Genomic DNA, 24,302 nt, shown 5'->3' with positions numbered 1-24,302 from the left:
AATGTCTTGATGGGAATTTAGGGGATTTTGAGGAATTTTGCAAAGGTCTCAATTCGTTTTAAGTGGTATAATATAAATAAAAAAGGAGGTTGCACTATGACTGCACATGATATTTTAAACAATCCTTTCCTTAATAAGGGAACTGCCTTTACCTTAGAGGAGCGAAAGGAACTAGGCCTTATTGGTTTACTGCCACCTTATGTTCAAACGATTGAGGAACAAGCAGCACAAACCTATGCACAAATGCAAACAAAGGTCAATGATCTGGAAAAACGTTTGTTCTTAATGGAAATCTTTAACACAAACCGGACTCTTTTCTATTACCTCTTTTCTCAACATTTGGAAGAATTTAATCCAATTGTGTATGACCCAACCATTGCAGATACCATTGAAGGCTATAGTGACCTTTTTGTAGATCCACAATATGCGGGATATCTTGATATTAATCATCCTGAAAATATTGAAGCCACTTTGAAAAATGCTGCTGGGGACCGTGAGATTCGACTCATTGTAGTGACAGATGCAGAAGGTATTCTTGGTATTGGAGACTGGGGGACAAATGGTGTCGATATTTCTGTTGGGAAATTGATGGTCTATACGGGTGCTGCAGGAATCGATCCTTCTATGGTTCTTCCTTTAGTCATTGATGCAGGAACTAACCGTGAAGAACTTCGTAACAATCCTAATTACTTAGGAAATCGTCACGAACGGGTCCGAGGGGATCGTTACTACGACTTCATTGACCAATTTGTTCAAACAGCAGAACGACTCTTTCCTAAACTCTACCTTCACTGGGAAGACTTTGGTCGCTTGAATGCTGCCAATATTCTTGAAAAATACCGGAAACAAATTCCGACCTTTAATGATGATATTCAAGGTACAGGAATCGTTACCTTAGGTGGAATCTTTGGTTCGCTGGATATTAGTGGTGAAAAATTAACCGATCAAGTTTATCTCTGCTATGGTGGTGGTACTGCGGGTGCAGGAATTGCCTCTCGTGTTCTCCGTGAAATGGTGAGTAAAGGTCTTTCCGAAGAAGAAGCCTATAAACGTTTCTTTATGGTTGATAAACAAGGTCTTCTCTTTGATGATATGGATGACTTGACACCAGAGCAAAAACCATTTGCTAAGAAACGTGCTGATTTTAGCAACGCAGACAAGTTGACTGACCTACTTGAAGTAGTGAAGACTGTGAAACCAACCATTCTTGTAGGAACTTCAACTCAACCTAATACCTTCACTAAAGAAATTGTAGAAGCTATGTGCGAAAATACTGAACGTCCAATGATCTTCCCATTATCAAATCCAACCGAGCTAGCCGAAGCTAGTGCTAAAGATTTGATCGAATGGTCAGATGGCAAGGCTTTTGTCGCAACAGGAATTCCTGCTGATACGGTTTCTTATAAAGGTGTAGACTATGTGATTGGTCAAGCCAATAATGCCTTGATTTACCCAGGTCTTGGTTTAGGTATGCTGGCTTCTGAAGCAAGTCTTTTGACAGATGAAATGATTGGAGCAGCGGCTCATTCATTGAGTGGTATTGTCAATCCAGGCCAACCAGGAGCTCCTGTCTTGCCACCATTCAAGTATGTAGCAGATGTTTCTATTAAGGTAGCAGAAGCAGTCGCTAAAAAAGCGCAAGAACAAGGTCTTGCCCGTGCTAAAGAAACTGATATGGCTAAAGCAGTTCGTGATTTGAAATGGTATCCAACCTATAAATAAGTAAATGGAAATGGGGTGTACGAGTGCGACTGGATGCTTCGTACGCCCTAAACTATACGCTATGACATATAAAAAGGGAGACTATGGAAATCTTTTTAACTTCAATTCAGAGTATTGTACCTATTATTGTCATTATCATTTTAGGTTACTTCTTACAAGTCCGTGGTTGGTTTCAAGAGAGTTTTGGAAATGATTTATCAAAACTCATTATGAATGTGGCCATGCCAGTGGCAATTTTTACCTCTGTTCTTAAATATTTAACGTTAGATAAATTGATTAGCTTGTCTGGCGGCTTATTGTATACGTTTATCGCCTTCGTTCTCGGTTACCTAATGGCCTTTATAGCAGTGAAACTTTTTAGAGTGCGCCCGGGCCGTCGAGGAACCATGATTAATACCTTCGTGAATGCCAATACCATTTTTATTGGTTTGCCTTTAAACATAGCTCTGTTTGGAGATCAAGCCCTTCCCTACTTCTTGGTGTATTATATTACAAATACGGTATCTACTTGGACATTAGGTGTCTACCTAATGACCTCGGATAGCAAAGAAGGGGCTTCAAAACAAGCTCAAAAATTCAATTGGAAGAAGCTCTTCCCAGCCCCTTTATTGGGATTTCTCGTAGCCCTCGTATTTTTAGTGCTCCGTCTTCCTGTTCCAAGTTTTGCAGAAAGCACCTTGACTTATATTGGTAGTTTAACAACGCCACTATCTCTTGTCTATATCGGTATTGTTCTTGCTAAGGCTGGCTTGAATACGATTACTTTTGATAAAGATACAATTGTCACTTTGGTTGGACGCTTTATCCTAGCTCCTCTGACCATGCTTCTTGTATTGAAATTTTTTGCCCCAAATATGGCGACAGTAGAATTGAAGACCTTTATGATTCAGTCCGCTACACCAGCTCTAGCGGTTCTCCCAATCCTTGCTAATCAAGGAAAAGGAGATGTGGAATTTTCGACGAATGTGGTGACTCTAAGTACGGTTCTATTTATCGTTGTTATTCCAATATTAGAAACTTTGTTAAGATAAGAAGGAAGAGAATAGGATTGAGACCTTTGCAAAATTCCCCAAAATCCCCTAAATGTCTTGGATGGGAATTTAGGGGATTTTGGGGAATTTTGCAAAGGTCTCAAACAGATAAAAAAGGTCGTCTGAAACTTTTCAAACGACCTTTTTCAACTTTAAAACCCTTGTTTTACAAAACAGCCAAAGCCGCGTCGTAATCAGGCTCGTTGGCGATTTCGGCAACCAGTTCGCTGTGCAGGACTTTGTCGTTTTCGTCCAAAACCACAACGGCACGCGCAGTCAGTCCGCGCAACGGGCTATCGGTCAGGGCGACGCCGTAATCGGCGGCAAAGCTGCTGCGGAACGTAGACAGGTTGATAACATTGTCCAAACCTTCCGCGCCGCAGAAACGTGCTTGGGCAAACGGCAGGTCGGCTGAAATGCACAGAACGACCGCGTTATCCAAAGAAGACGCGCGTTGGTTAAACGTACGTACGGATTGGGCGCATACGCCGGTATCGACGCTTGGGAAAATGTTCAACACTTTGCGTTTGCCCGCAAAATCCGCCAAAGTTTTGTCGGATAGATCGCCAGCGGTCAGGCTGAATGCAGGCGCGGTTTGACCGACGGCTGGCAGGTCGCCGGAAGTGTGGACAGGGTTGTCGTGGAAGGTAATTTGAGCCATAAGAGTTTCCTTTTTTAGGTTGACGAAAAATATTGACGAGGATAGAAGGTTTTTATCTATTTGCCAAGTGATACATAATTAAGGGCAATATGCTCAAATCAGGTCGTCTGAAAAATTTCAGACGACCTGTTTTATATGCGCCTTATGCCCGCTCACACCCACAGCCAAGCCCAAACGCTGCGTCCTTCACCTTGCAGCAACACCAGCGTTCGGCAGGCGGAGGCTGTGTTCATACATTCCAACCCGATGCCGTGTGCGGCAAGTTCGGCGGCGATTTTCGGATGGAGGAACTGCTGCTTCTCCCCTGTGCCGATAATGATGACTTCGGGCAAGCCGTCCGACTCGGAGGTCGTCTGAAACAGGTCGGCGGCGGTCAGTTCGGACGGCGTTTGCACGTTCATTGCTTCGATTTTACCGTTGCGCCAGATGATGGGCGCGGTGTAGGTTTTGCCGCCTGCCTCGATTGCGCCCGCCCGATAAGCGGTCAGGCTTAGGGTTTCATCGGTTTTGTTTTCTTCTATCAGCATTTTTCTTCCGTTTCCTTCTCGGCTTCATCCATCTATTGCAAACAGGCTTGCCGCCCTTTCGCCGCGTTCCGTAAAAAAGGTGCAAAATCAGGCAATTTCAGGTAGGATGGGCGACTTTAGCCTGCGTCTTCCGCCCTTGCAAAATCAGCATTATAGTGGATTAAACTTTAAACCAGTACGGCGTTGCCTCGCCTTGCCGTACTATCTGTACTGTCTTCGGCTTCGTCGCCTTGTCCTGATTTAAATTTAATCCACTATATCAATCCCCTGCGGCGGCGTCACGTTTCGGGCTTTCTGAATTTCTGTTTTTACTTTTTGATTTAAGAGAATCGGCTCACAAGGAGGCACAATGAAGCCAGTAAACATCGGTCTTTTAGGTTTAGGTACGGTCGGCGGCGGTACGGCTGCCGTGTTGCAGGACAATGCGGCGGAAATCAGCCGCCGTTTGGGACGCGAAGTGCGCATCAGTGCCGTATGCGACTTGAGCGAAGAAAAAGCCCGCCAAATCTGCCCGTCCGCAGCCTTCGTCAAAGACCCGTTCGAACTGGTCGCGCGTGAAGACGTCGATGTCGTCGTCGAATTGTTCGGCGGTACCGGCATCGCCAAAGATGCGGTATTGAAAGCCATTGAAAACGGCAAACACATCGTTACCGCCAACAAAAAACTGCTCGCCGAATACGGCAACGAAATCTTCCCGCTGGCGGAAGAAAAAAATGTCATGGTGCAATTTGAAGCGGCTGTGGCGGGTGGCATCCCGATTATCAAAGCCCTGCGCGAAGGCCTCGCCGCCAACCGCATCCGCAGCATCGCCGGCATCATCAACGGCACCAGCAACTTCATCCTCTCCGAAATGCGCGAAAAAGGCAGCGCTTTTGCCGACGTATTGAAAGAAGCACAAGCATTGGGCTATGCCGAAGCCGACCCGACCTTCGACATCGAAGGCAACGATGCAGGCCATAAAATCACCATCATGAGCGCGCTGGCATTCGGTACGCCGATGAACTTCCCCGCCTGCTACCTCGAAGGCATCAGCAAACTCGACAGCCGCGACATCAAATACGCCGAAGAACTCGGCTACCGCATCAAACTTCTGGGCATCACCCGCAAAACCGACAAAGGCATCGAATTGCGCGTCCACCCGACCCTGATTCCCGAAAGCCGTCTCTTGGCAAACGTCAACGGCGTGATGAATGCCGTGCGCGTCAATGCCGATATGGTTGGCGAAACCTTATATTACGGCGCGGGCGCAGGCGCATTGCCGACTGCTTCCGCCGTGGTTGCCGACATCATCGACATCGCCCGCCTGATTGAAGCGAATACCGACCACCGCGTACCGCATCTGGCGTTCCAACCCGCGCAAGTCCAAGCGCAAACCATCCTGCCTATGGACGAAATCACCAGCAGCTACTACCTGCGCGTCCAAGCCAAAGACGAACCGGGTACGCTGGGACAAATCGCCGCGCTTTTGGCAAAAGAAAACGTGTCCATCGAGGCCTTAATCCAAAAAGGTGTAATCGACCAAACCACCGCCGAAATCGTGATTCTGACCCACAGCACAGTCGAGAAACACATCAAACGCGCGATTGCCGCCATTGAAGCATTAAACTGCGTGGAAAAACCGATCACCATGATCCGTATGGAAAGCCTGCATGACTGAGCCGAAAAACGAAATGTCCGCTGAAGAGCAAGCCGCGGCGCGTAAAAAAGCGAAAGCCAAAATCCGCACCATCCGCATTTGGGCGTGGGTCATTTTGGCACTGCTCGCCGCGACTGCCCTGCTCTCGCAATGCGCCATGTCCAAACCGCAGGCTAAGCAGAACATCTTTGAATCTTGCGTGAAAAACATCCCCTTTGCCGAAAAATGGCAAAACGATTTGAAAGCAAGAGGCTTGGATTCAAACAACAGCAAACTCGCCGCCGATTACTGCACCTGTATGTGGGACAAGCCTTTGGACAAACTTTCCGAAGAGCAAATCCGTTCATTGGGCAAACTCAGCTCGCAAGAGCAGCTCGACCTGCTCGGCGGCGCGCAAGCGTTTGAAGATCGCGACAGGCAGTGTGTGGCAGGTTTGAAGGCGGAATAATCCGGTTTTGACATGGCAAAAAGGTTGTCTGAAAAAACTCCGTTTGGTGTTTTCAGACGACCTTTTCTCATATAGGCGGACATCACTCTACCGCTTCACGGTATAATCCGCCCCATATCACTTCACAACAAGGAACACACAAGATGGATTGGAAAGGACGCGAACAGAGTCAAAACGTAGAAGACCGACGCGGCAACGGCGGCGGCGGCGGCGGTAGAACGCCCGGCATCCTCGGCATCATCGTCGTTTTGATCGGCGCTTATTACGGCGTCGATTTGAGCGGCTTGGTCGGCACGCCTTCCATGGGTACGGGTTCAACCCAAACCTCCCAACTCAAACCTCAGGAAGAAGCCGAGCTGAACGAACTCGCCCGCGTCGTCCTCGCCGATACGGAAAAAGCTTGGGGCAGCTATTTCAAACAAATCGGACGGACCTACACCCCGACCACGCTGGTGTTATACAACGGAGGTACATCCACCGCCTGCGGCATGGGCCAATCGGCAATGGGGCCGTTTTACTGCCCGGGCGACAAAAAAGTCTATCTCGACTTAGATTTTTATAGGGATATGCAGACCAAACTCAATTCCGCCAGCGATGCCGCGTTTGCCTACGTTATCGCACACGAAGTCGGGCACCACGTCCAAAACCTGCTCGGTATCCTGCCCAAAGTCCACAGAATGCAGCAGCAGGTCGGCAAAAAAGAAGCCAATGCCCTTTCCGTCAAACTCGAATTGCAGGCAGACTGCTACGCGGGCATTTGGGGGCATTACGCCGTCAACAATAATATCTTCAAACCCGAAGACATCCCCAAAGCCATGCTGGCTGCCGAATCCGTCGGCGACGACCGCCTGCAGAAAGACGGGCAGGGCTACGTCGTTCCCGACAGCTTTACACACGGCTCGTCCGAACAGCGCATGGCATGGCTCAAACGCGGTTTGGACAGCGGCGACATCAATCAATGCAACACATTCGGCAATTGATTGAAACCGCAGTAAATGGTTATTTGATATAACCCCCAAAGGTCGTCTGAAAGCCTTCAGACGACCTTTGCCTATGTTAGAATAAGCCCGTTTTCCATTCACAATCACAAAGGAAACCATCATGGCAAACATTGCCCGCGACATCTTCAAAGCCTACGACATCCGAGGCATTGTCGGCAAAACCCTGACCAACGAAGCCGCCTACCTCATCGGCAAAGCCATCGCCACCCGAGCCGCCGAAAAAGGCATTACCCGCATCGCACTCGGACGCGACGGACGCTTGAGCGGTCCCGAACTGATGGAACACATCCAGCGCGGCTTTACCGACAGCGGCATCGACGTCCTCAATGTCGGCATGGTCGCCACCCCCATGCTTTATTTCGCCGCCATCAACGAATGCGGCGGCAGCGGCGTGATGATTACCGGCAGCCACAACCCCCCCGATTACAACGGCTTCAAAATGATGCTCGGCGGCGACACCCTCGCAGGCGAAGCCATCCAAGGACTGCTCGCCCTGATCGAAGCCGACAAACTGACCGCTTCCGACAAAAAAGGCAGCGTAACCGAAAAAGACATCTCCGGCGAATACCACAACCACATCGTCGGCCACGTCAAACTCAAACGCCCCATGAAAATCGCCATCGACGCGGGCAACGGCGTAGGCGGCGCATTCGCAGGCAAACTCTACAGAGGTTTGGGCAACGAAGTGACCGAACTTTTCTGCGAAGTGGACGGCAATTTCCCCAACCACCATCCCGACCCTTCCAAACCGAAAAACCTGCAAGATTTGATTGCCGCACTGAAAAACAGCGATGCCGAAATCGGCTTGGCTTTTGACGGCGATGCCGACCGCTTGGGCGTCGTCACCAAAGACGGCAACATCATCTATCCCGACCGCCAGCTCATGCTGTTCGCCCAAGACGTTTTGAGCCGCAACCCCGGCGCGAAAGTCATCTTCGACGTCAAATCCACCCGCCTGCTCGCACCGTGGATTAAAGAACACGGCGGCGAAGCCGTCATGGAGAAAACCGGCCACAGCTTCATCAAGTCCACCATGAAAAAAACCGGCGCGCTGGTTGCCGGCGAAATGAGCGGACACATCTTCTTCAAAGAACGCTGGTTCGGCTTCGACGACGGCATGTACGCCGGCGCGCGCCTCTTGGAAATCCTGTCTGCCTTCGACAATCCGTCCGAAGTGTTGAACAGCCTACCGCAAAGCATTTCCACGCCCGAACTCAACATCGACCTGCCCGAAGGCAGCAACGGCCATCAGGTTATCGACGAACTTGCCGCCAAAGCCAAATTCGAAGGCGCGACCGAAATCATCACCATCGACGGTCTGCGCGTGGAATTCCCCGACGGCTTCGGCCTGATGCGCGCTTCCAATACCACGCCGATTTTGGTGTTGCGCTTCGAGGCAGATTCCGACGAAGCCATCGAGCGGATTCAAAATCAGTTTAAAGCCGTCATCGAAAGCAATCCCGCGCTGAAATGGCCGCTGTAAACGGTTAACGCTTTAAAGCTCGAAAGGTCGTCTGAAAACAGAAATGCAGATACTGCCAAACTGTTTTCAGACGACCTTTTGCTGTTTTCTGAATTTAATATCCCTTCCCCTAGAGACGAATTCAATTTCATGTCAGTCATGGCTGGCACTTATTACAATCGCAACTCTTCAAAATGGTTACTTACCGTAACATTTGAAACAGTAGGAAAATCCATCAGTTCTGGGTTGATTATGTAATTTGTCAAACTATCAGAAGGATTCAAATGGTAAATAGTCGTCAAAACATTAACAAAAAACCTTTCCCCTTTTACCATTATTTTTTCATCGACATCCGTTATAAAATAAATTTCCCTATCTTTCAGATATATGATTTGATTTCTCTTCAAATCTACCGTCCATTCCTCAATCGATTTATTCATGCGTGCATTTTGAATATACAGTTCAAACTGATGGCCATAAGAAAAATCTATTCCTACTTTAATAAATAAATCATCTCCAAAAAATTTGGATTCAAAATCAGCCCATAGCTCATCTTGAAATTTTTTATTTACTTCTTTTATGAAATCATTAAATTCAATCATCTGATTACCTCCGACGGCAGCTTTATATAAGCTGCTTGATTAGTTGTCCGATGGACATCTGCGCTTTTGCTGCCCCTTAAAAATCTCAAAAGATTATAGTCGGGTCGTCTGAAAACCGATATCAACCCTCTCCCCCTCTCCCAATCCAGAATATAACGAAATCGCATTAAATTAAAACCAAGCATTCTTTCCGTTTTTCAGACGACCTGTTTACAGTATCGCCACTGTTTTCAGAAAAATCACCATTCAACCAAACAATTAAAGCCGCGCAGGCAAACGCTCTGCCTCAAGCAGCCGTCCGCACAAAGGAACCGACATGACTCCAGCCAATCCGCTTCCCGCCGAACTTTCCGCACAACTCGCCGCCCTCTCGCCTACACAGCTCGCTTGGCTTTCCGGCTACTGCTGGGCGCAAAGTCAGGGGGCGGAGGGCGGTTTGGGTGTTTCCGTAGCCCCTGCCGTTGTCGCCCCCGCGCGACGCGTGTTGGTCTTATCCGCCTCGCAAACGGGCAATGCGCGCGGCGTTGCCGAATCTTTACATGCCAAACTCAAAAACGCCGGCGTAGAAGCCGTATTGAGCAGCACGGGGGACTTCAAAAGCAAAACCCTGCCCGATGAAGACATCGTGTTATTGGTAACATCCACGCAAGGCGAGGGCGAGCCGCCCGAAGAAGCCCTGCCGCTGTATAAATTCGTCTTCGGCAAAAAAGCCCCCGATTTGGGCAAACTCACTTTTGCCGTCTTGGGTTTGGGCGATTCTTCCTATCCCAATTTCTGCCAAGCGGGCAAAGACTTTGACGCCAAATTTGCCGAACTGGGCGCACGTCGTCTGAACGACTTGGGCATCTGCGATTTAGAGTTCCAAAGCGCCGCCGATGCTTGGATAGAAGCTGTCGTCCCCCAAGTTGCCGAGCTTGCCGCGCAAACCGCCGCAGCATCCGTTGCAACCCCTGTCGCCCCTCAAACCGCAGGTACTGTCTATACCAAAGACAAACCCTATACCGCCACCCTGTCCGTCCGCCAAAAAATCACGTCCCGCTCCGCCGAGAAAGACGTAGAACACATCGAAATCGACCTGTCCGGTTCCGGACTGCACTATCAGGCAGGCGACGCATTGGGTGTACTCCCGCTCAACGATTCGGCTTTGGTTCAAGAAATCCTCGATTTGCACCAATTAAGCGGCGAAGAAAAAATCCGCCTTTCAGACGACCTCGAAACCGACATCCGCACCGCCCTGACCGAGTCCGCCGACATCACGCAAAACACGCCGGCACTCGTGCAGCAATACGCCGAATTGTCCGGTAGCGAAGAACTCAAAACCACAGCCGCCGACAAAACCCGATTGGACGCCTACCTCGCCGCTACCCCGCCCGTCGGCGTCTTCGCCGCCCACCCCCATCCGCTGGACGCGCAAACCTTGTTCCAACTGTTCCGCCCCCAAACCCCGCGCCTTTACTCCATCGCCTCCGCGCAAGACGAAGTCGGCGAAGAAGTCCACCTGACCGTCGGCGTCGTCCGCTTCGAACACCACGGCAACACCTACACCGGCGCAGCCTCAGGCTATCTGGGCGAACGCCTTGAAGAAGGCGGCGAAGTACGCGTCTTCGTCGAACCCAACCCCAATTTCCGCCTGCCCGCCGACGGCAACACCCCCGTCATCATGATAGGCGCAGGCACAGGCATCGCTCCCTTCCGCGCCTTCATGCAGCAACGCGCCGCCAACGGCGACAACGGCAAAAACTGGCTCATCTTCGGCAACCAACGCCTCGCCGACGACTTCCTGTACCAGCTTGAATGGAGCGATTACCGCAAAGACGGCATCCTTACCCGTGCCGACTTGGCATGGAGCAGGCAGGGCGAACACAAAGTCTATGTCCAACACAAAATTGCCGAACACGCCGCCGAAGTTTGGAACTGGCTGCAACAAGGCGCACACCTCTACGTCTGCGGCGACGCCACCCGCATGGCGCGCGACGTAGAAACCGCCCTGATCGACGTCATCGAAACCCAAGGCAAACTCAGCCGCGACGATGCCGAAGACTATCTCAACGAAATGCGCGAAGACAAACGCTACCAACGCGACGTCTATTGATACCGCTCCAAACAAAAGGTCGTCTGAAAAGCCCAAATCGGGTTTTCAGACGACGGCGAATTCGTATTTGAAGTACATCAATTACAGAAACGGCAGCATACGGTCTTTCCTGCAAGAAAGATTGATATGGGCTCTACACACAACTGACCTAGACGATAAAATTAAAAGTCAGAACAGTTGAGGAATATTGCAGGACATGTCATCCAAAACACAAAACCATTTTCAGACGACTTTTTATGTTGAGAAATATGAACAGACACACGATAAATTCCGCCTTCTGCGCAATCTATGAGCTACCCTACCAGTTGCGGGAAAATGGATTTCAATCCGGCAACGATGATTTCTACGGAGACGGCGGCAAGCATCATGCCCATGATACGGTTAAGGATGGTCAGTCCTGTTGTACCCAGTTTTTTGCTGATTCGTCCTGCAACAACGAGAATAGCGTAGCAAATCAGGCTGACGAGGAAGCCTGCGGCGAGGATCAAAGCAATATCGCTGTAATTTTTGGCAGCTGAGGCATAGATAATGACGGTAGAAATACCGCCCGGTCCGATGGTGATGGGAATAGCGACGGGAACGACGGCGATGGCTTTGGCGTTTTTTTGGATGTGTGGTACAACACCCTCTTCCTTGTCGCCACCGATATTTTGTTTGGCGGGGTTATCGTTGCCGTTCATCATGGAGATGGCGATAAGCAATACCAAAATACCGCCGCCGACTTGGAAAGAGCCGACGCTGATGCCTAAGATTTTCAACAACATCCCGCCCGTCAAGGTGAAGACGGCAATGACGATGAAGACGGCGAGCGCGGCGGTGCGGGCGATGCGGCGTTTTTCTTTGGTGCTGTGATCCTGCGTCAAATCGAGGTAAATCGAAAGCGCGCTGAACGGGTTGATCAGTACAAGGAAGGCAACCAAAAGTTTGCCGATTTCTACACCTAATTCCATTTTTTATTCCCTTATTGGTTTTTTGTAGAGACGTTTACGTCCGCTTTGTCATTGAATTCGTAGCGGCGTTTGGTTTTGTGCTCGCTGGAAATACCCATGAGCAGCGCAAGTACGGTCATGATGGAGAGCGTTGCAGTGCCGCCATAGCTGACCAACGGCAGGGGAACACCAACAACGGGCAAAATGCCGCTCACCATACCCATGTTCACAAAGGCGTAGCAGAAAAAGGTCATGGTCAATGCGCCGGCAAGCGTGCGGCTGTAAAGCGATTGGGCTTTGGCGGCAATCAGCAGTCCGCGCGTCAGGATAACGAGGTAAACCAGCAGCAGCAAGATGTTGCCGATCAAACCGAATTCTTCGCCATATACGGCAAAAATGAAGTCGGTCGTGGACTCTGGAATGTAATCCAAATGCGTTTGTGTGCCGTTGAGCCAGCCTTTCCCCCAGACACCGCCCGAACCGATGGCAATCATGGACTGGATGATGTGGTAGCCTGCGCCCAAAGGGTCCTGCGTCGGGTCAAACAGTGTCAGGACGCGGGTTTTCTGATAGTCGTGCATCCCGTAGTTCCATAAAAGCGGCAATGCGGCAACGAAGGCGACGATGGCGGCAAAGATGACTTTCCACGGCAGACCTGCGAAAAAGACGATGAAAATACCCGATGCCATAATCAAAACCGCCGTACCCAAGTCGGGCTGTTTCAAAATCAGCGCAACGGGGATGAGGATTAAAAGCATGGCGATGACGTAGTGAAACCATTTCAGACGACCTTCGTGCCGCTGGAAGTACCAAGCGACGGTCATGGGCAGGACGATTTTCATGATTTCGGACGGCTGGATGCGCGTGAAACCCAGCTCTAGCCAGCGTGTAGAGCCATTGACGGTCACGCCTGCGACTTCGACGGCGACAAGCAGCAACACGCCAATCAGGTACATCGGCAGCGCAACCTTTGCGGCATCACGCGGCTTGAACGAGGCGACAAACCACAGCAGTGCAAAGCCGACGACCGTATGCAGGGTTTTGTGTTCAAGCTGGCCGAAATCCTGCCCGTCCGCCGAATAGAGCAAAAACAGGCTCATGATGTAGATGGCGAGCATGGGGAAAAACAGCCACGGGTCTATCGGAGCAGATACGGTGCGTTTGATTTTTGCCCACATTCCGACCGTTTCATTCATGATTTGCTTCCTCCTGTTTCAGACCGTAGGCTTTTTGGAATATGGTCGGCGGTTGGGGTTGTGTGCGGTGTTGTTGCGGTTCGGGCATTCCGCCTGCGTCGGGGTCGTCTGAAAATTGCTGCGGCTTGACATTGAGCATATAAAAATCGGTCAGGCTGCGGGCAAGCGGTGCGGCGTAGGCACCCCAGCCGCCGTTTTCCAGAATTACGGCAATGGCGATTTCAGGCTTCTCCAAGGGGGCGAACGAAATAAACCACGCATGGTCGCGGTGTTGCTCGCGCAAAGCTGCGGCGTTGTAACGACCGCCCTGCTTGATTTGCACAACCTGCGCCGTGCCCGTTTTGCCGCCCATGCTGTAAGCCAATCCGCCGCCGATGCGGTGTGCCGTACCGCCCGGTTTCAAGACTTTCTCCATCGCCTGTTTGACGTATTCGAAGTTATCTTGTTTGAACGGGATTTTGTATTCAGGATTGGGATTGATACGCGTGATTTTGCGTTTGTCGAAATCCAACAATTCTTTCACCAAATGCGGCTGATAAACCACGCCGTTATTGGCGAGCGAAGCGGTGGCGTGTGCCATTTGCAGCGGGGTGTAAGCGTTGTAACCCTGCCCGATGCTGACCGAGACCATCTCGCCTGCGCGCCATTCTTTGGCGGTAGGATCGGACGATTTGGCAAAGCGTTTCGCCTTCCATTCGCGGCTAGGCAAAACACCCGTATATTCGCTGGGCAGGTCGATGCCGGTTTTTTTGCCGAAACCGAATTGCGCTAAATACGGCGATGCTTTGTCTATGCCCATTTCGTAGCCCAAGCGGTAGAAAAAGGTATCAGACGACACCTGTATCGCCTTGCTCAAATTCGCCGAGCCGTGACCGCTGCGTACGGAATCTCGGAAGACGTGGCGGCTGCCGGGAATGCTCCATGCGCCGGGCGCGGGAACGACCGTCGTTTGGGTAATTTTGCCGCTTTCCAGCAAAGCCATGCCCATAAACGGCTTAAACGTCGAGCCCGGCGGATACAGACCTTGCGTTACGCGGTTGACCAACGGTTTTTTCCAGTCATCATTCAAGGCTTTCCAAGTTTCGCTGTCGATGCCGTCGATAAAGAGGTTGGGATCGAAAGAAGGCTTGGAAACGAAAGCCAACACCGTACCGTCTTGCGGATTGATGGCGACAATCGCCCCGCGCCTGTCTCCCAATATTTTATCCGCCTCTTGTTGCATCCGGATGTCCATGCCCAAGCGCAAAGTTTGCCCCATGCGCGACGGCACGTTTTTCAAGACGCGCACAATATTGCCGTAAGCGTCTTTTTCCACTTCTTGATAGCCGGGCGCGCCATGAAGCTGCGGTTCGTAATATTTTTCCAGCCCCGATTTGCCGATGTGCGTGCTGCCGCGATAGAGTGCAGTCAAGCCCTCTTCTTCCAAAATTTCCTGATCTTTGTCGCTGATGCGACCGATGTAGCCTAAAAAGTGTGAAGTCAGTTTGCCATAAGGATACTCGCGGAAAGTGCGCGAATTGACTTCTACACCTTTAAATTCATTAAGATGCACGGACAATTTCGCCGCTTCTTCATCTGTCAGGCGCAGCTTGAGCGGGATGTTTTCAAATTTGCGGTAGCTTTCGCGGTATTTGTGGAAACGCTTCAAATCAGTAGGCGTAATATCGACATACTTCCGCAGGGCTTCGATCACATCCTCCATCTTACCCTCAATGCGGCTGGGGATGACTTCCAACGAAAATACAGGATAGTTTTTTGCCAACGGTACGCCGTTGACATCTACGATTTCGCCGCGGACAGGCGGAGTCGGAATTAATGTGATGCGGTTGCTGGATGCCTGCCCGGAAAAATCGTCATGCCGGAACACTTGCAAATAGACAAACCGCGCCACCAATGCGGCAAACAAAACCACAATCAGGATAAACGCTACCAGCAGACGCAATAAAGAATCGGCTTGCGCCGCCTTTGCAGTCTGTGTTTTACCGCTACCGCCATTTTTCAGACGACGTTTCATAGTATTCAGTATGGACATGGTTTCACGTTATCTGTTGGCGCGATAGAAATTGGTCAGCATCAGCATCAACTGGCTCAAGAAAGGCCAAAGCAGCGCGCCTGCCAAAGGCGCGATGAAACTTTGCCAAGTAATGATTTGGTTGTTGAGGAACAGGCGCGCCGCCACCAAGACCGCCTGATGGCAGAACAATGCTGCCAATACCGCCCCGATCTGCATGATGTGGCCGTAGAGCATGATTTGACGGCGCGTGTTCAAGACGAAATACACCATGACCATATAAGACAATGCGTGCAGCCCCAAAGTTGCTGCTGTTGCGGCATCGACTATCAAGCCAAGCAAAAATGCAATGCCCATGCCGACGCGTTGGGGATGGTGCATAGACCAATAAAGCAGCATCAGCGCGGTCAGTTCGGGCAGCCAAAAAAACGCATCAAAGGGGAAAGGCATGAAATCGACAAGCATGGTTACGGCAAAACTTGCCGCAATCACACCGACGGGCATGGCACGGTAGGAATCGTCAAAATCGTTCATGAATGATTTATTGGGAAGAATGGGAAGAAGACAGAACCAAAACAAAGCGGCTGCGGCGCAAGGCGGCAAACGGGGTCAGTTCTGTGTCGTAATAAGGCGTACCGGAAGCGCGGACGACTTTATCCACACGGGCTACGGGAATACCTGCCGGATAAATGCCGTCCAAACCGGAGGTAATCAAAACATCCTGCGGCTTCAAATCCGATCCTGTCGGAAAATAGCGTAAATCCAAACCCACACCGTTGCCGTAGGCGAGATTGCGTTCGCCCGTACGCTCAACGGCAACAGGGACGATACTTTGCGCAGCCGCCATCAGCTCGACTTCCGCGCTGTTTGCGTGAACCAATGTAATCCGCCCGATTAAGCCGTTTTGGTCGATAACGGCATCGCCTGCCACCACTCCTTCGCCACTGCCTTTATTGATAATCAAACGTTCGGATAGCGGGTCTTTGCCACTGGACAATACCTCAGCGCCTATGACATTGCTTATGCCTTTTTGCTGCAAGCCGTATAGCTTTTTCAGCTCCTGCAATTCGCTCAGGTTGACCTTATCGCGTTGAAGCTGGATTTTCAGACGACCGTTTTCCTCCAAAAGGAGACGGTTTTGTTCCAACAGCTCGGTTTGTGATTGAGATTGGTTGGAAAAATATTGATAGAGACGGACCGGCTGGTTTGCCAGCCATTGCACCGGATAAAGAATCTCCGCCGCCGCAGTGCGCACGGGCTGCATCAGGTTGAAACGGCCGTCCGCCACCATAATGCCTGCACCCAGTAACAAATACGCAATAAAACGAGGCAACAGCTTTTGACCCTTTGCCTCGTCAAACCGTAAAGAAGAATGTTCCATTTCAGCCTGCCTTATGGGTTATCCACAAAGACGGCATTCCATTTGCCGATATAATCCAAAGCTTTGCCCGCACCATAAGCCACACAGTTCAAAGGCTGGTCGGCAATACCTACAGGCAGCCCCGTCGCATCCGCCAAAACCGTATCCATGCCGTGCAACAGTGCGCCGCCGCCTGTCAACATAATTCCCCTGTCGGCAATATCGCCTGCCAACTCAGGCGGAGCCTGTTCCAACGCAAGGAGAACGGCGCGGATAATCTGATTAACCGTTTCGCTCAAAGCCTCGCGCACCTCTTCTGAAGTAATGGCAAGCGACTTGGGCGTACCTTCCGCCAAATCGCGACCTTTAATCCGCATGGCGGTTTCGGTTGCAAAACCGGAGGCAGAACCGATTGTTTTCTTCAATTCTTCAGCCGTTGCTTCACCAATCAACACGCCGCGATGACGGCGAAGATAATGCACGATGCTCTTATCAAACTCGTCGCCCGCCGCACGGACGGAGGCGGAATAAGCCATACCGCCCAACGACAAAATGCCGATTTCCGTTGTGCCGCCGCCGATATCCACCACCATCGAACCGGCAGTGTCCTCAATCGGCAGCCCCGCACCCAAAGCAGCCGCCATCGGCTCCTCAATCAAATGTACGGAAGATGCACCTGCGGCAAACGCAGAATCCAAAATTGCCTTGCGTTCCACTTGGGTTGCCCCGCCCGGCACGCAAATCACTACACGCGGCGGTACGACCGAATTACCTTGTGTTGCCTTTTTAATCAACATACCCAGCATACGCTCGGCAATCGTAAAATCAGCAATCACCCCGTCCCGCATAGGACGGACGATTTCAATATTGCGCGGCGCGCGCCCCTGCATTTTCTTGGCTTCCGTACCCACGGCAACAATCTTGCTTTTACCGCCCGTACCCGATTGAACCGCCACCACAGACGGCTCGTCCAAAACAATGCCTTTACCGCGCACATAAATCAACGTGTTTGCCGTACCCAAATCAATGGCGATATCGTTGGAGAAAAAACGGGATAAAAAACGAAACATAAAATACCTGAATATCGGCCCAGCACCGATTTTATTTAATTGTTATTCAAAATATTAAAAACATGGAAACAACGCCTTTTCAGACGACCTCCCCACTCCCCGTATGAAACGCATGGCGAAATCACACGCCGTTTGAGTAGTTTTCGGTTATAATTCCTCGTTTCATCGAAGAAGAACGCAATGATACCCCAATAAAGGGGCGTTTGCTATCAGACAAGGATTTTTTATGGCTTTAAGCTTAACCGATGTGGAAAAAATTGCCAAACTCTCACGCCTTTCGCTGACCGAGGAAGAAAAAGGCAAAACCCTCTCAGAATTGAACGACATTTTCGCCATGGTCGAAAAGATGCAGAGCGTGAATACAGACGGTATCGAGCCGATGGCACACCCCCACGAAGCCGCCCTGCGCCTGCGCGAAGATACAGTTACCGAAACCGACCATGCCGCCGAATATCAAGCCGTCGCGCCTGAAGTGCGCAACCGCCTGTATATCGTGCCTCAGGTAATTGAAGAATAAAAGCAGCCTGCGCCCTACTTTAAAAGCATACTTTCATTTACTCCCAAAACGTCCCGTACCATCTACCTGTGAAGTCTGAGGAATACATTATGTGAATCAACAACCCAAACATAACGATAAACATAAAAGCAAGCCATTTGACCCAATTGCCGAACTTGTTGCGCCCGATTTGGCTAAATTATCACAAGAACAACGCGATATTTCGTATATTTTCGTATATTTATGCCATATATGCATTATTTGCACTAGGCATATTCGGCCTTGTACCTGCGATAGGCGGCGTCATCATGGCCTATGTCAAACGCAACGAAATACGCGGCACGATTTATTTCGACCATATCCAGTTTTTGCTAAAAACCTTCTGGATCACACTGATTTTCGGCATTATCGGCTCTTGCACCTTGTTTTTACTAATTGGTTTCCTGATTATTCCACTAACTTGGGGGTGGTATGTCTTCCGCGTTGTGTCTGGCTTCTTGCGCCTGCGTGAAAACCGCGCCATCACGCCCAATGGCTTGTAGATATAGACCTTTTTTCATCCAAGCACTGAGCAATTACCCGTAGGAATCGACAACCATAGTATTACGTTGCAAATAATTTTTAGCCATCCGAAGCGGCTTACGATATCAAGCAGCCGCAAATCAAATGCAGCAGTCGAAAAATTGCCGTTACCGCATTGAAAATTATCCACAGAGAAATCAGGTAGATTCTCTAATGAGCAGTGCAGGCTGTCAAAACATGGGTTGAATACCGGTATCAAAACTGAACGGACGCACAATATTCGTTTTCAGGCAGCCCAAAAAACAAAAAGTAGTCTATACCATTAAACTAAACTTTTTTACATTCCACTTATTTTATTTTCGAGTAAAAGACTTCATGACCCAATACACCCTCAAACAAGCCAGCCAACTGCTGCAATCCAAACAAATCTCCGCCGTCGAACTGGCAACCGAATACCTCGCCGCCATTGCAGCGCAGAACCCAGCTATCAACGGCTACATCACCCTCAACCAAGACAAAACTCTCGCCGAAGCCCGTGCCGCCGACGCGCGCATCGCACAAGGTAACGCTACCGCGCTTACCGGCGTACCCATCGCCTACAAAGATATTTTCTGTCAAACAGGCTGGCGCAGCGCGTGCAGCTCCAAAATGCTGGATAACTTTGTCTCCCCTTACACTGCCACCGTCGTCCAAAACCTGCTCGACGAAGGCATGGTAACGCTCGGTCGTACCAACATGGACGAATTTGCCATGGGTTCGACTAACGAAACCTCGTTCTACGGCGCAACCAAAAATCCGTGGAATCCCGAACACGTTCCAGGCGGTTCGTCCGGCGGTTCCGCAGCAGTCGTTGCCGCACGCCTTGCCCCTGCCGCACTCGGTTCGGACACCGGCGGCTCTATCCGCCAGCCTTCTTCACACTGCGGCATCACCGGCATCAAACCTACCTACGGCACGGTTTCCCGCTTCGGCATGGTTGCCTACGCTTCCAGTTTCGACCAAGCAGGTCCGATGGCGCAAACTGCCGAAGACTGCGCGATTTTGCTCAATGCGATGGCGAGTTTCGACGAGCGTGATTCCACCAGTTTGGAACGCAGCAAAGAAGACTACACCCGCGATTTGGACAAACCGCTTAAAGGCATGAAAATCGGTCTGCCTAAAGAATATTTCGGCGAAGGCGCGGATGCCGATGTGCAGGCTGCTTTGCAAAGCGTCATCGACCTTTTTAAAGCGCAAGGTGCGGAAACCATTGAAGTTTCCCTGCCGCAAACCGCCCTGTCCATCCCCGCTTACTACGTCCTCGCTTCCGCCGAAGCCAGCACCAACCTTTCCCGCTACGACGGCGTGCGCTACGGCCACCGCGCCGCCCAATTCGGCGACCTTGAAGAAATGTACAGCAACACCCGCGCCGAAGGTTTTGGCAGCGAAGTCAAACGCCGCATCATGATCGGTACTTATGTGTTGTCGCACGGCTACTACGATGCCTATTACCTGAAAGCCCAAAAACTGCGCCGCCTCGTTGCCAACGATTTTCAGACGGCCTTTGCGCAATGTGATTTCATCCTCGCGCCAACTGCGCCCACCGCTGCCCCGAAACTCGGCAGCGACATCCACGATCCCGTGCAGATGTACCTTTCCGATATCTACACCATCGCCGTAAATCTGGCAGGATTACCCGCCCTGACCCTGCCCGCAGGTTTCAGCAGCAGCGGACTGCCCATCGGCGTGCAATTTATCGGCAACCACTTCTCCGAAGCCAAAATCCTTGGCGCAGCGCATCAAATACAGTTGGCGAGTGATTGGCATACAAAAAACCCTAATGGAAAAGCATGATGCCGGAGCAGTTCGTTTTTCCTGACTTCAAAACCGTGTATAAAAACGCGCCAAAATTTCAAATCCAACATTTGAAGTTTACCTTGCGCAAGTTGTTTGCACGAAGGCAGATTACGAAGGCAGATTAAGGATTTTGAAACCTTTGTCAACACTTCCGCACTACGTCGTGTTTTTTTCCAAAAGCTGCCACAAGATGCCTATCCTTTGATTCATGCCTTTATTGATAAGCGTTTTGACAGGCAGCGCAGACTGCAAGCTATGAAAGAAGACCTGTTGGCAGCCGAAAAACTGTTCGGACAGGAAACACTTACCGGTATGGAGACTCGCGAATTCCATATCGTCTTAGCACATCTTTCAGACGACCTGACTTTGTGGTTGAACCGGAACGATAATTGCGTGGATGAAGGAATGTGGTCGCTATCCTTGCGCGACAACGAAGGAAAACGTCTCTACATGGCGACCTTCGCTCTAGTTGACGGTAAACTGCTGGCCGCTTCCATCCAGGGCCCCGCAGGGGAAGAAGCTAAAGACCTTGTACGCAGCCTGACCAAACAACTCCACGGTCTGCGCCCGCAGCAACTGATGGTAACCGCCCTGCAATATTTTTCGGCATCACTCAAGTTGAGTGGCGTTATCGGCATTGCCCAAGAGCATCAGGTCAAACTGCGCTGGCGGCTGAAAAAACGGGTCAAAATGAATTACGACCTGTTTTGGCAGGAGAACGGCGCAACGCTCGAAAGCGACGGCTACTGGCATCTGCCGCAAACCTCGCCGCGAAAAGACTTGGCGGAAATCGAAAGCAAAAAACGATCGATGTACCGCAAACGTTACCAAATGCTGGATAACATGGCCGCTGAGATGCAGGCTTGCTTTCAGAAGACTTGATACTGGGCTTTCAGACGACCTGTTGTCTCTACAAACCAAAACAGGTCGTCTGAAAACAGCTGACCACTTTATATTATTGACATCAAAAGAAAGAACCTCTTATGACTTGGGAAACTGTAATCGGCTTGGAAATCCACGTCCAGCTCAACACCCAATCCAAAATCTTCAGCGGCGCATCGACTGCGTTTGGTGCGGAACCCAACGCGCACGCCAGCGTAGTGGAATGCGCGCTGCCGGGCGTACTGCCGGTAATGAACCGCGAAGTCGTTGAAAAAGCCATCAAATTAGGCTTGGCTTTGGATGCGAAAATCAATCAGAAAAACGTGTTCGACCGCAAAAACTACTTTTACCCCGACTTGCCCAAAGGCTATCAAATCAGCCAGTTGGATTTACCGATTGTCGAACACGGCAAATTGGAAATCGTGGTAGGCGACGATGTGAAAACCATCAACGTAACCCGCGCGCACATGGAAGAAGACGCGGGCAAATCCGTGCATGAAGGCTTGAACGGTGCAACCGGCATCGACCTGAACCGCGCAGGCACGCCGCTGTTGGAAGTGGTATCCGAACCTGAAATGCGTTCCGCCGCCGAAGCCGTTGCCTACGCCAAAGCCTTACATAGCTTGGTAACATGGCTGGACATCTGTGACGGTAATATGGCGGAAGGTTCGTTCCGCGTCGATGCCAACGTATCCGTGCGTCCGAAAGGCCAAGCGGAATTCGGCACGCGCCGCGAGATTAAAAACCTCAATTCCTTCCGCTTCTTGGAGCAGGCGATTAATTACGAAGTGGAAGTGCAAATCGAGATTTTGGAAGACGGCGGCAAAGTGCAACAGGCAACCATGCTGTTTGACCCTGAAAAAGGCGAAACCCGCGTGATGCGCTTGAAAGAAGACGCGCACGACTACCGCTACTTCCCCGATCCAGATTTGCTGCCCGTCATCATTTCAGACGACCGGTTGCAAAAAGCCAAAGCAGAAATGCCAGAGCTGCCAAAAGAAATGGCGGTACGTTTCGTGGCGGATTACGGCGTGTCCGAATACGACGCGCGCCTGCTCACCGCCAGCCGCGTGCAGGCTGCCTATTTTGAAGAAGCTGCCAAAGCCAGCGGACAAGGCAAGCTGACTGCCAACTGGATGAACGGCGAACTTGCCGCCACGCTGAACAAAGAAGGCATGGAACTTGCCGACAGCCCGATTACCGCCCCACGCCTCGCTGCGTTGGTGGGCAAAATCGCCGACGGCACTTTAAGCAGCAAACTGGCGAAAAAAGCCTTAGAAGCCATGTGGGCAGAACCCGAAGCCACCATTGCCGAAATCATCGAAAAACACGGCTTGCAGCAGATGACCGATACCGGCGCGATTGAAGCCATGGTGGACGAAGTGCTGGCCAACAACGCCAAAGCCGTGGAACAATTTAAATCCGGTAACGAAAAAGCCCTGAATGCGATTGTGGGACAAGTGATGAAAGCCAGCAAAGGCAAAGCGAATCCCGCGCAGGTTCAAGAACTGATTAAAGCCAAACTGGCTTAATCCGTTATCACACAGGTCGTCTGAAAGCAAAGTTCCAACGAAGGTAAAACGGGAAACAAGCTTTCAGACGACCGTAGATTCCGCTTTCAATACATACTTCCCGAGATATAGTAAACTTACCGTCGGTTTTCCTTTCTCTTTGCCTTCATGTTCCCCATTATCCCCACCGACCGCGCCGCTGCCGAATGGCGCAACGAAAGCACGCAGAAGCCGCCCAAGCAGGCGGTTTATGTGCATGAAAGCAATGCCGCCGATATTCTGAAAAACGCCCACGCCCACACGGCAACCGTTTGGACGGGCGATTTCCACAACGCCAAGCAAGTATTGGCTGCGATGAAAAAGCGCGTCCGCAGGTCGTCTGAAAAAACGAAAAACGCGCCTGCCGATATCCAGATGGCCTTCCACACCCACCGTATGAAACAGGCGCAGCAAAGCCGCGTGTTGAACATGCTTGCCGTCGAAATCGGCGCGGGTTTTCAGTTAAGCAACCCGCGCTCGCCCGACGTCCGCGCCGCCCTTGCCGATGTGTACGCCGAGCCGAACGACGCGCCGTTTTTGCTGCCGCTCAATCAGCTTTTGGGTTTTATCGGCGCACACGAATGGCACAAAAAAGGCATAGACATTCCGCAGCTTGACGGCAAAATCCACGTTCCCTTCGGCGTGTTCTCGCCCCTGCGCGGCGAATATTTGGACTTAATCGCCCAAGCGCCGTTAAATCCGAATATTCAGACGGCGTTCGACATCGGTACAGGCTCCGGCGTCATCGCCGCCATCCTCGCCAAACGCGGTATTCCCGACATCACCGCCACCGACACCAACCCCAAAGCCATCGCCTGCGCAACCGCCAACCTCGCCCGCTTGTGGCTGGACAAACAAGTCGCCGTCCAAGCCGTCGACTTGTTTCCCGAAGGACGCGCCGACCTGATCGTCTGCAACCCGCCGTGGCTGCCCGCCAAACCGACTTCCGCCGTCGAAACCGCCCTCTACGACCCCGACAACGCCATGCTGACCGCCTTCTTAAACGGCGTGCGGCAACATTTAAACCCGCAAGGCGAAGCGTGGTTGATCATTTCCGACTTGGCGGAACATCTGCACCTGCGCGACCGCGATTTTCTGGAACAATGCTTTCAGACGACCTCTTTAGAAGTGGCTGATATTCTGAAAACCAAACCGCGCCACCGCAAAGCCGCCGACGAATCCGACCCGCTCGCCTTCGCCCGCAATCGGGAAACCACTTATCTCTATCGTTTGAAAGCAAAGTCCTGATATACAATTAGGTCGTCTGA

The 24,302-nt window shown here is 51.0% G+C and carries 21 protein-coding genes and 1 pseudogene; 13 read left to right on the top strand and 9 right to left on the bottom strand.

The window, feature by feature from the left end; translation table 11 throughout:
• Positions 1-96: 96 nt before the first annotated feature.
• Positions 97-1,722 carry a malolactic enzyme gene (locus HMPREF2907_RS02960; RefSeq protein ID WP_070679902.1) on the top strand — a complete coding sequence of 542 codons (1,626 nt, stop codon included), beginning with the start codon at positions 97-99 and terminating at the stop codon, positions 1,720-1,722.
• A gap of 83 nt (positions 1,723-1,805) precedes the next feature.
• Positions 1,806-2,753, top strand: coding sequence for an AEC family transporter (locus tag HMPREF2907_RS02955; protein ID WP_070679899.1), 948 nt, complete (start codon positions 1,806-1,808; stop codon positions 2,751-2,753).
• Between the two features lie 166 nt (positions 2,754-2,919).
• Here HMPREF2907_RS02955 and tpx read toward each other — a convergent pair whose 3' ends face one another.
• Both tpx and HMPREF2907_RS02945 read right to left on the bottom strand, forming a co-directional pair.
• On the bottom strand, positions 2,920-3,414 hold the full coding sequence (gene tpx, locus HMPREF2907_RS02950) for a thiol peroxidase (RefSeq protein WP_039404698.1): 495 nt from the start codon (positions 3,412-3,414) through the stop codon (positions 2,920-2,922).
• 152 nt (positions 3,415-3,566) lie between these two features.
• On the bottom strand, positions 3,567-3,941 hold the full coding sequence (locus tag HMPREF2907_RS02945; protein WP_070679896.1) for an Mth938-like domain-containing protein: 375 nt from the start codon (positions 3,939-3,941) through the stop codon (positions 3,567-3,569).
• A 349-nt stretch (positions 3,942-4,290) separates the two neighbouring features.
• On the opposite strand from HMPREF2907_RS02945, the gene HMPREF2907_RS02940 reads away from it, so the two are divergent.
• From HMPREF2907_RS02940 to HMPREF2907_RS02925, 4 genes are all read left to right on the top strand, one after another.
• Complete coding sequence (locus tag HMPREF2907_RS02940) at positions 4,291-5,598, top strand: homoserine dehydrogenase (protein WP_070679893.1); 1,308 nt, start codon at positions 4,291-4,293, stop codon at positions 5,596-5,598.
• Positions 5,591-6,025 (top strand): hypothetical protein, encoded by a 435-nt coding sequence (locus HMPREF2907_RS02935; protein WP_070679890.1) that lies wholly within the window; start codon positions 5,591-5,593, stop codon positions 6,023-6,025. The genes HMPREF2907_RS02940 and HMPREF2907_RS02935 overlap by 8 nt, the downstream gene beginning before the upstream one ends.
• A gap of 143 nt (positions 6,026-6,168) precedes the next feature.
• Positions 6,169-7,005: a KPN_02809 family neutral zinc metallopeptidase gene (gene ypfJ, locus HMPREF2907_RS02930; RefSeq protein ID WP_070679887.1), complete on the top strand. Its 837-nt coding sequence runs from the start codon at positions 6,169-6,171 to the stop codon at positions 7,003-7,005.
• Between the two features lie 121 nt (positions 7,006-7,126).
• A complete protein-coding gene (locus tag HMPREF2907_RS02925) occupies positions 7,127-8,509 on the top strand; it encodes a phosphomannomutase/phosphoglucomutase (protein WP_070679884.1) in 1,383 nt (460 codons plus the stop codon).
• 152 nt (positions 8,510-8,661) lie between these two features.
• On the opposite strand, the gene HMPREF2907_RS02920 is transcribed toward HMPREF2907_RS02925, so the two are convergent.
• Positions 8,662-9,090 (bottom strand): hypothetical protein, encoded by a 429-nt coding sequence (locus HMPREF2907_RS02920; protein ID WP_070679881.1) that lies wholly within the window; start codon positions 9,088-9,090, stop codon positions 8,662-8,664.
• A 316-nt stretch (positions 9,091-9,406) separates the two neighbouring features.
• Here HMPREF2907_RS02920 and HMPREF2907_RS02915 point away from each other — a divergent pair, with 316 nt between their 5' ends.
• Positions 9,407-11,182: an assimilatory sulfite reductase (NADPH) flavoprotein subunit gene (locus tag HMPREF2907_RS02915; RefSeq protein ID WP_070679878.1), complete on the top strand. Its 1,776-nt coding sequence runs from the start codon at positions 9,407-9,409 to the stop codon at positions 11,180-11,182.
• 293 nt (positions 11,183-11,475) lie between these two features.
• On the opposite strand, the gene HMPREF2907_RS02910 is transcribed toward HMPREF2907_RS02915, so the two are convergent.
• The 6 genes from HMPREF2907_RS02910 to mreB are packed head-to-tail and all read right to left on the bottom strand — an operon-like array spanning position 11,476 to position 17,748.
• Entirely contained in the window at positions 11,476-12,132 is a 657-nt protein-coding gene (locus HMPREF2907_RS02910) for a MarC family protein (protein ID WP_070679875.1), read from the bottom strand.
• An 11-nt stretch (positions 12,133-12,143) separates the two neighbouring features.
• Entirely contained in the window at positions 12,144-13,307 is a 1,164-nt protein-coding gene (gene rodA, locus HMPREF2907_RS02905) for a rod shape-determining protein RodA (RefSeq protein WP_070679872.1), read from the bottom strand.
• Positions 13,300-15,321 carry a penicillin-binding protein 2 gene (mrdA, locus tag HMPREF2907_RS02900; RefSeq protein ID WP_070441926.1) on the bottom strand — a complete coding sequence of 674 codons (2,022 nt, stop codon included), beginning with the start codon at positions 15,319-15,321 and terminating at the stop codon, positions 13,300-13,302. The genes rodA and mrdA overlap by 8 nt, the downstream gene beginning before the upstream one ends.
• A gap of 27 nt (positions 15,322-15,348) precedes the next feature.
• Complete coding sequence (mreD, locus tag HMPREF2907_RS02895; RefSeq protein ID WP_070679869.1) at positions 15,349-15,852, bottom strand: rod shape-determining protein MreD; 504 nt, start codon at positions 15,850-15,852, stop codon at positions 15,349-15,351.
• Between the two features lie 7 nt (positions 15,853-15,859).
• On the bottom strand, positions 15,860-16,699 hold the full coding sequence (gene mreC, locus HMPREF2907_RS02890; protein WP_003763657.1) for a rod shape-determining protein MreC: 840 nt from the start codon (positions 16,697-16,699) through the stop codon (positions 15,860-15,862).
• Positions 16,700-16,710: 11 nt separating this feature from the next.
• Positions 16,711-17,748, bottom strand: a complete 1,038-nt coding sequence (gene mreB, locus HMPREF2907_RS02885) for a rod shape-determining protein (RefSeq protein WP_070679866.1) — start codon at positions 17,746-17,748, stop codon at positions 16,711-16,713.
• 226 nt (positions 17,749-17,974) lie between these two features.
• Here mreB and gatC point away from each other — a divergent pair, with 226 nt between their 5' ends.
• The 6 genes and pseudogenes from gatC to HMPREF2907_RS02855 all read left to right on the top strand — a co-directional run bounded on the left by gatC (position 17,975) and on the right by HMPREF2907_RS02855 (position 24,282).
• Positions 17,975-18,265: an Asp-tRNA(Asn)/Glu-tRNA(Gln) amidotransferase subunit GatC gene (gene gatC / locus HMPREF2907_RS02880; protein ID WP_070679863.1), complete on the top strand. Its 291-nt coding sequence runs from the start codon at positions 17,975-17,977 to the stop codon at positions 18,263-18,265.
• Positions 18,266-18,552: 287 nt separating this feature from the next.
• Positions 18,553-18,786: a DUF4870 family protein gene (locus tag HMPREF2907_RS02875; protein ID WP_083310658.1), complete on the top strand. Its 234-nt coding sequence runs from the start codon at positions 18,553-18,555 to the stop codon at positions 18,784-18,786.
• 355 nt (positions 18,787-19,141) lie between these two features.
• Entirely contained in the window at positions 19,142-20,599 is a 1,458-nt protein-coding gene (gene gatA / locus HMPREF2907_RS02870) for an Asp-tRNA(Asn)/Glu-tRNA(Gln) amidotransferase subunit GatA (protein WP_070679860.1), read from the top strand.
• Positions 20,596-21,463 (top strand): annotated as a pseudogene (locus HMPREF2907_RS02865) (VirK/YbjX family protein); the annotation flags it as partial. The gene gatA and the pseudogene HMPREF2907_RS02865, both read left to right, overlap by 4 nt.
• 122 nt (positions 21,464-21,585) lie before the next feature.
• A complete protein-coding gene (gene gatB / locus HMPREF2907_RS02860; protein ID WP_070679857.1) occupies positions 21,586-23,016 on the top strand; it encodes an Asp-tRNA(Asn)/Glu-tRNA(Gln) amidotransferase subunit GatB in 1,431 nt (476 codons plus the stop codon).
• Positions 23,017-23,163: 147 nt separating this feature from the next.
• Positions 23,164-24,282, top strand: a complete 1,119-nt coding sequence (locus HMPREF2907_RS02855; protein WP_070679854.1) for a methyltransferase — start codon at positions 23,164-23,166, stop codon at positions 24,280-24,282.
• Positions 24,283-24,302: the final 20 nt, after the last annotated feature.

It is taken from the genome of Neisseria sp. HMSC055H02, from assembly GCF_001813335.1.
GTDB classification, from domain to species: Bacteria; Pseudomonadota; Gammaproteobacteria; order Burkholderiales; family Neisseriaceae; genus Neisseria; species Neisseria sicca_C.
The sequence above is the reverse complement of the archived record's forward strand: the minus strand, read 5'-3'. Positions and strand labels throughout refer to the sequence as shown.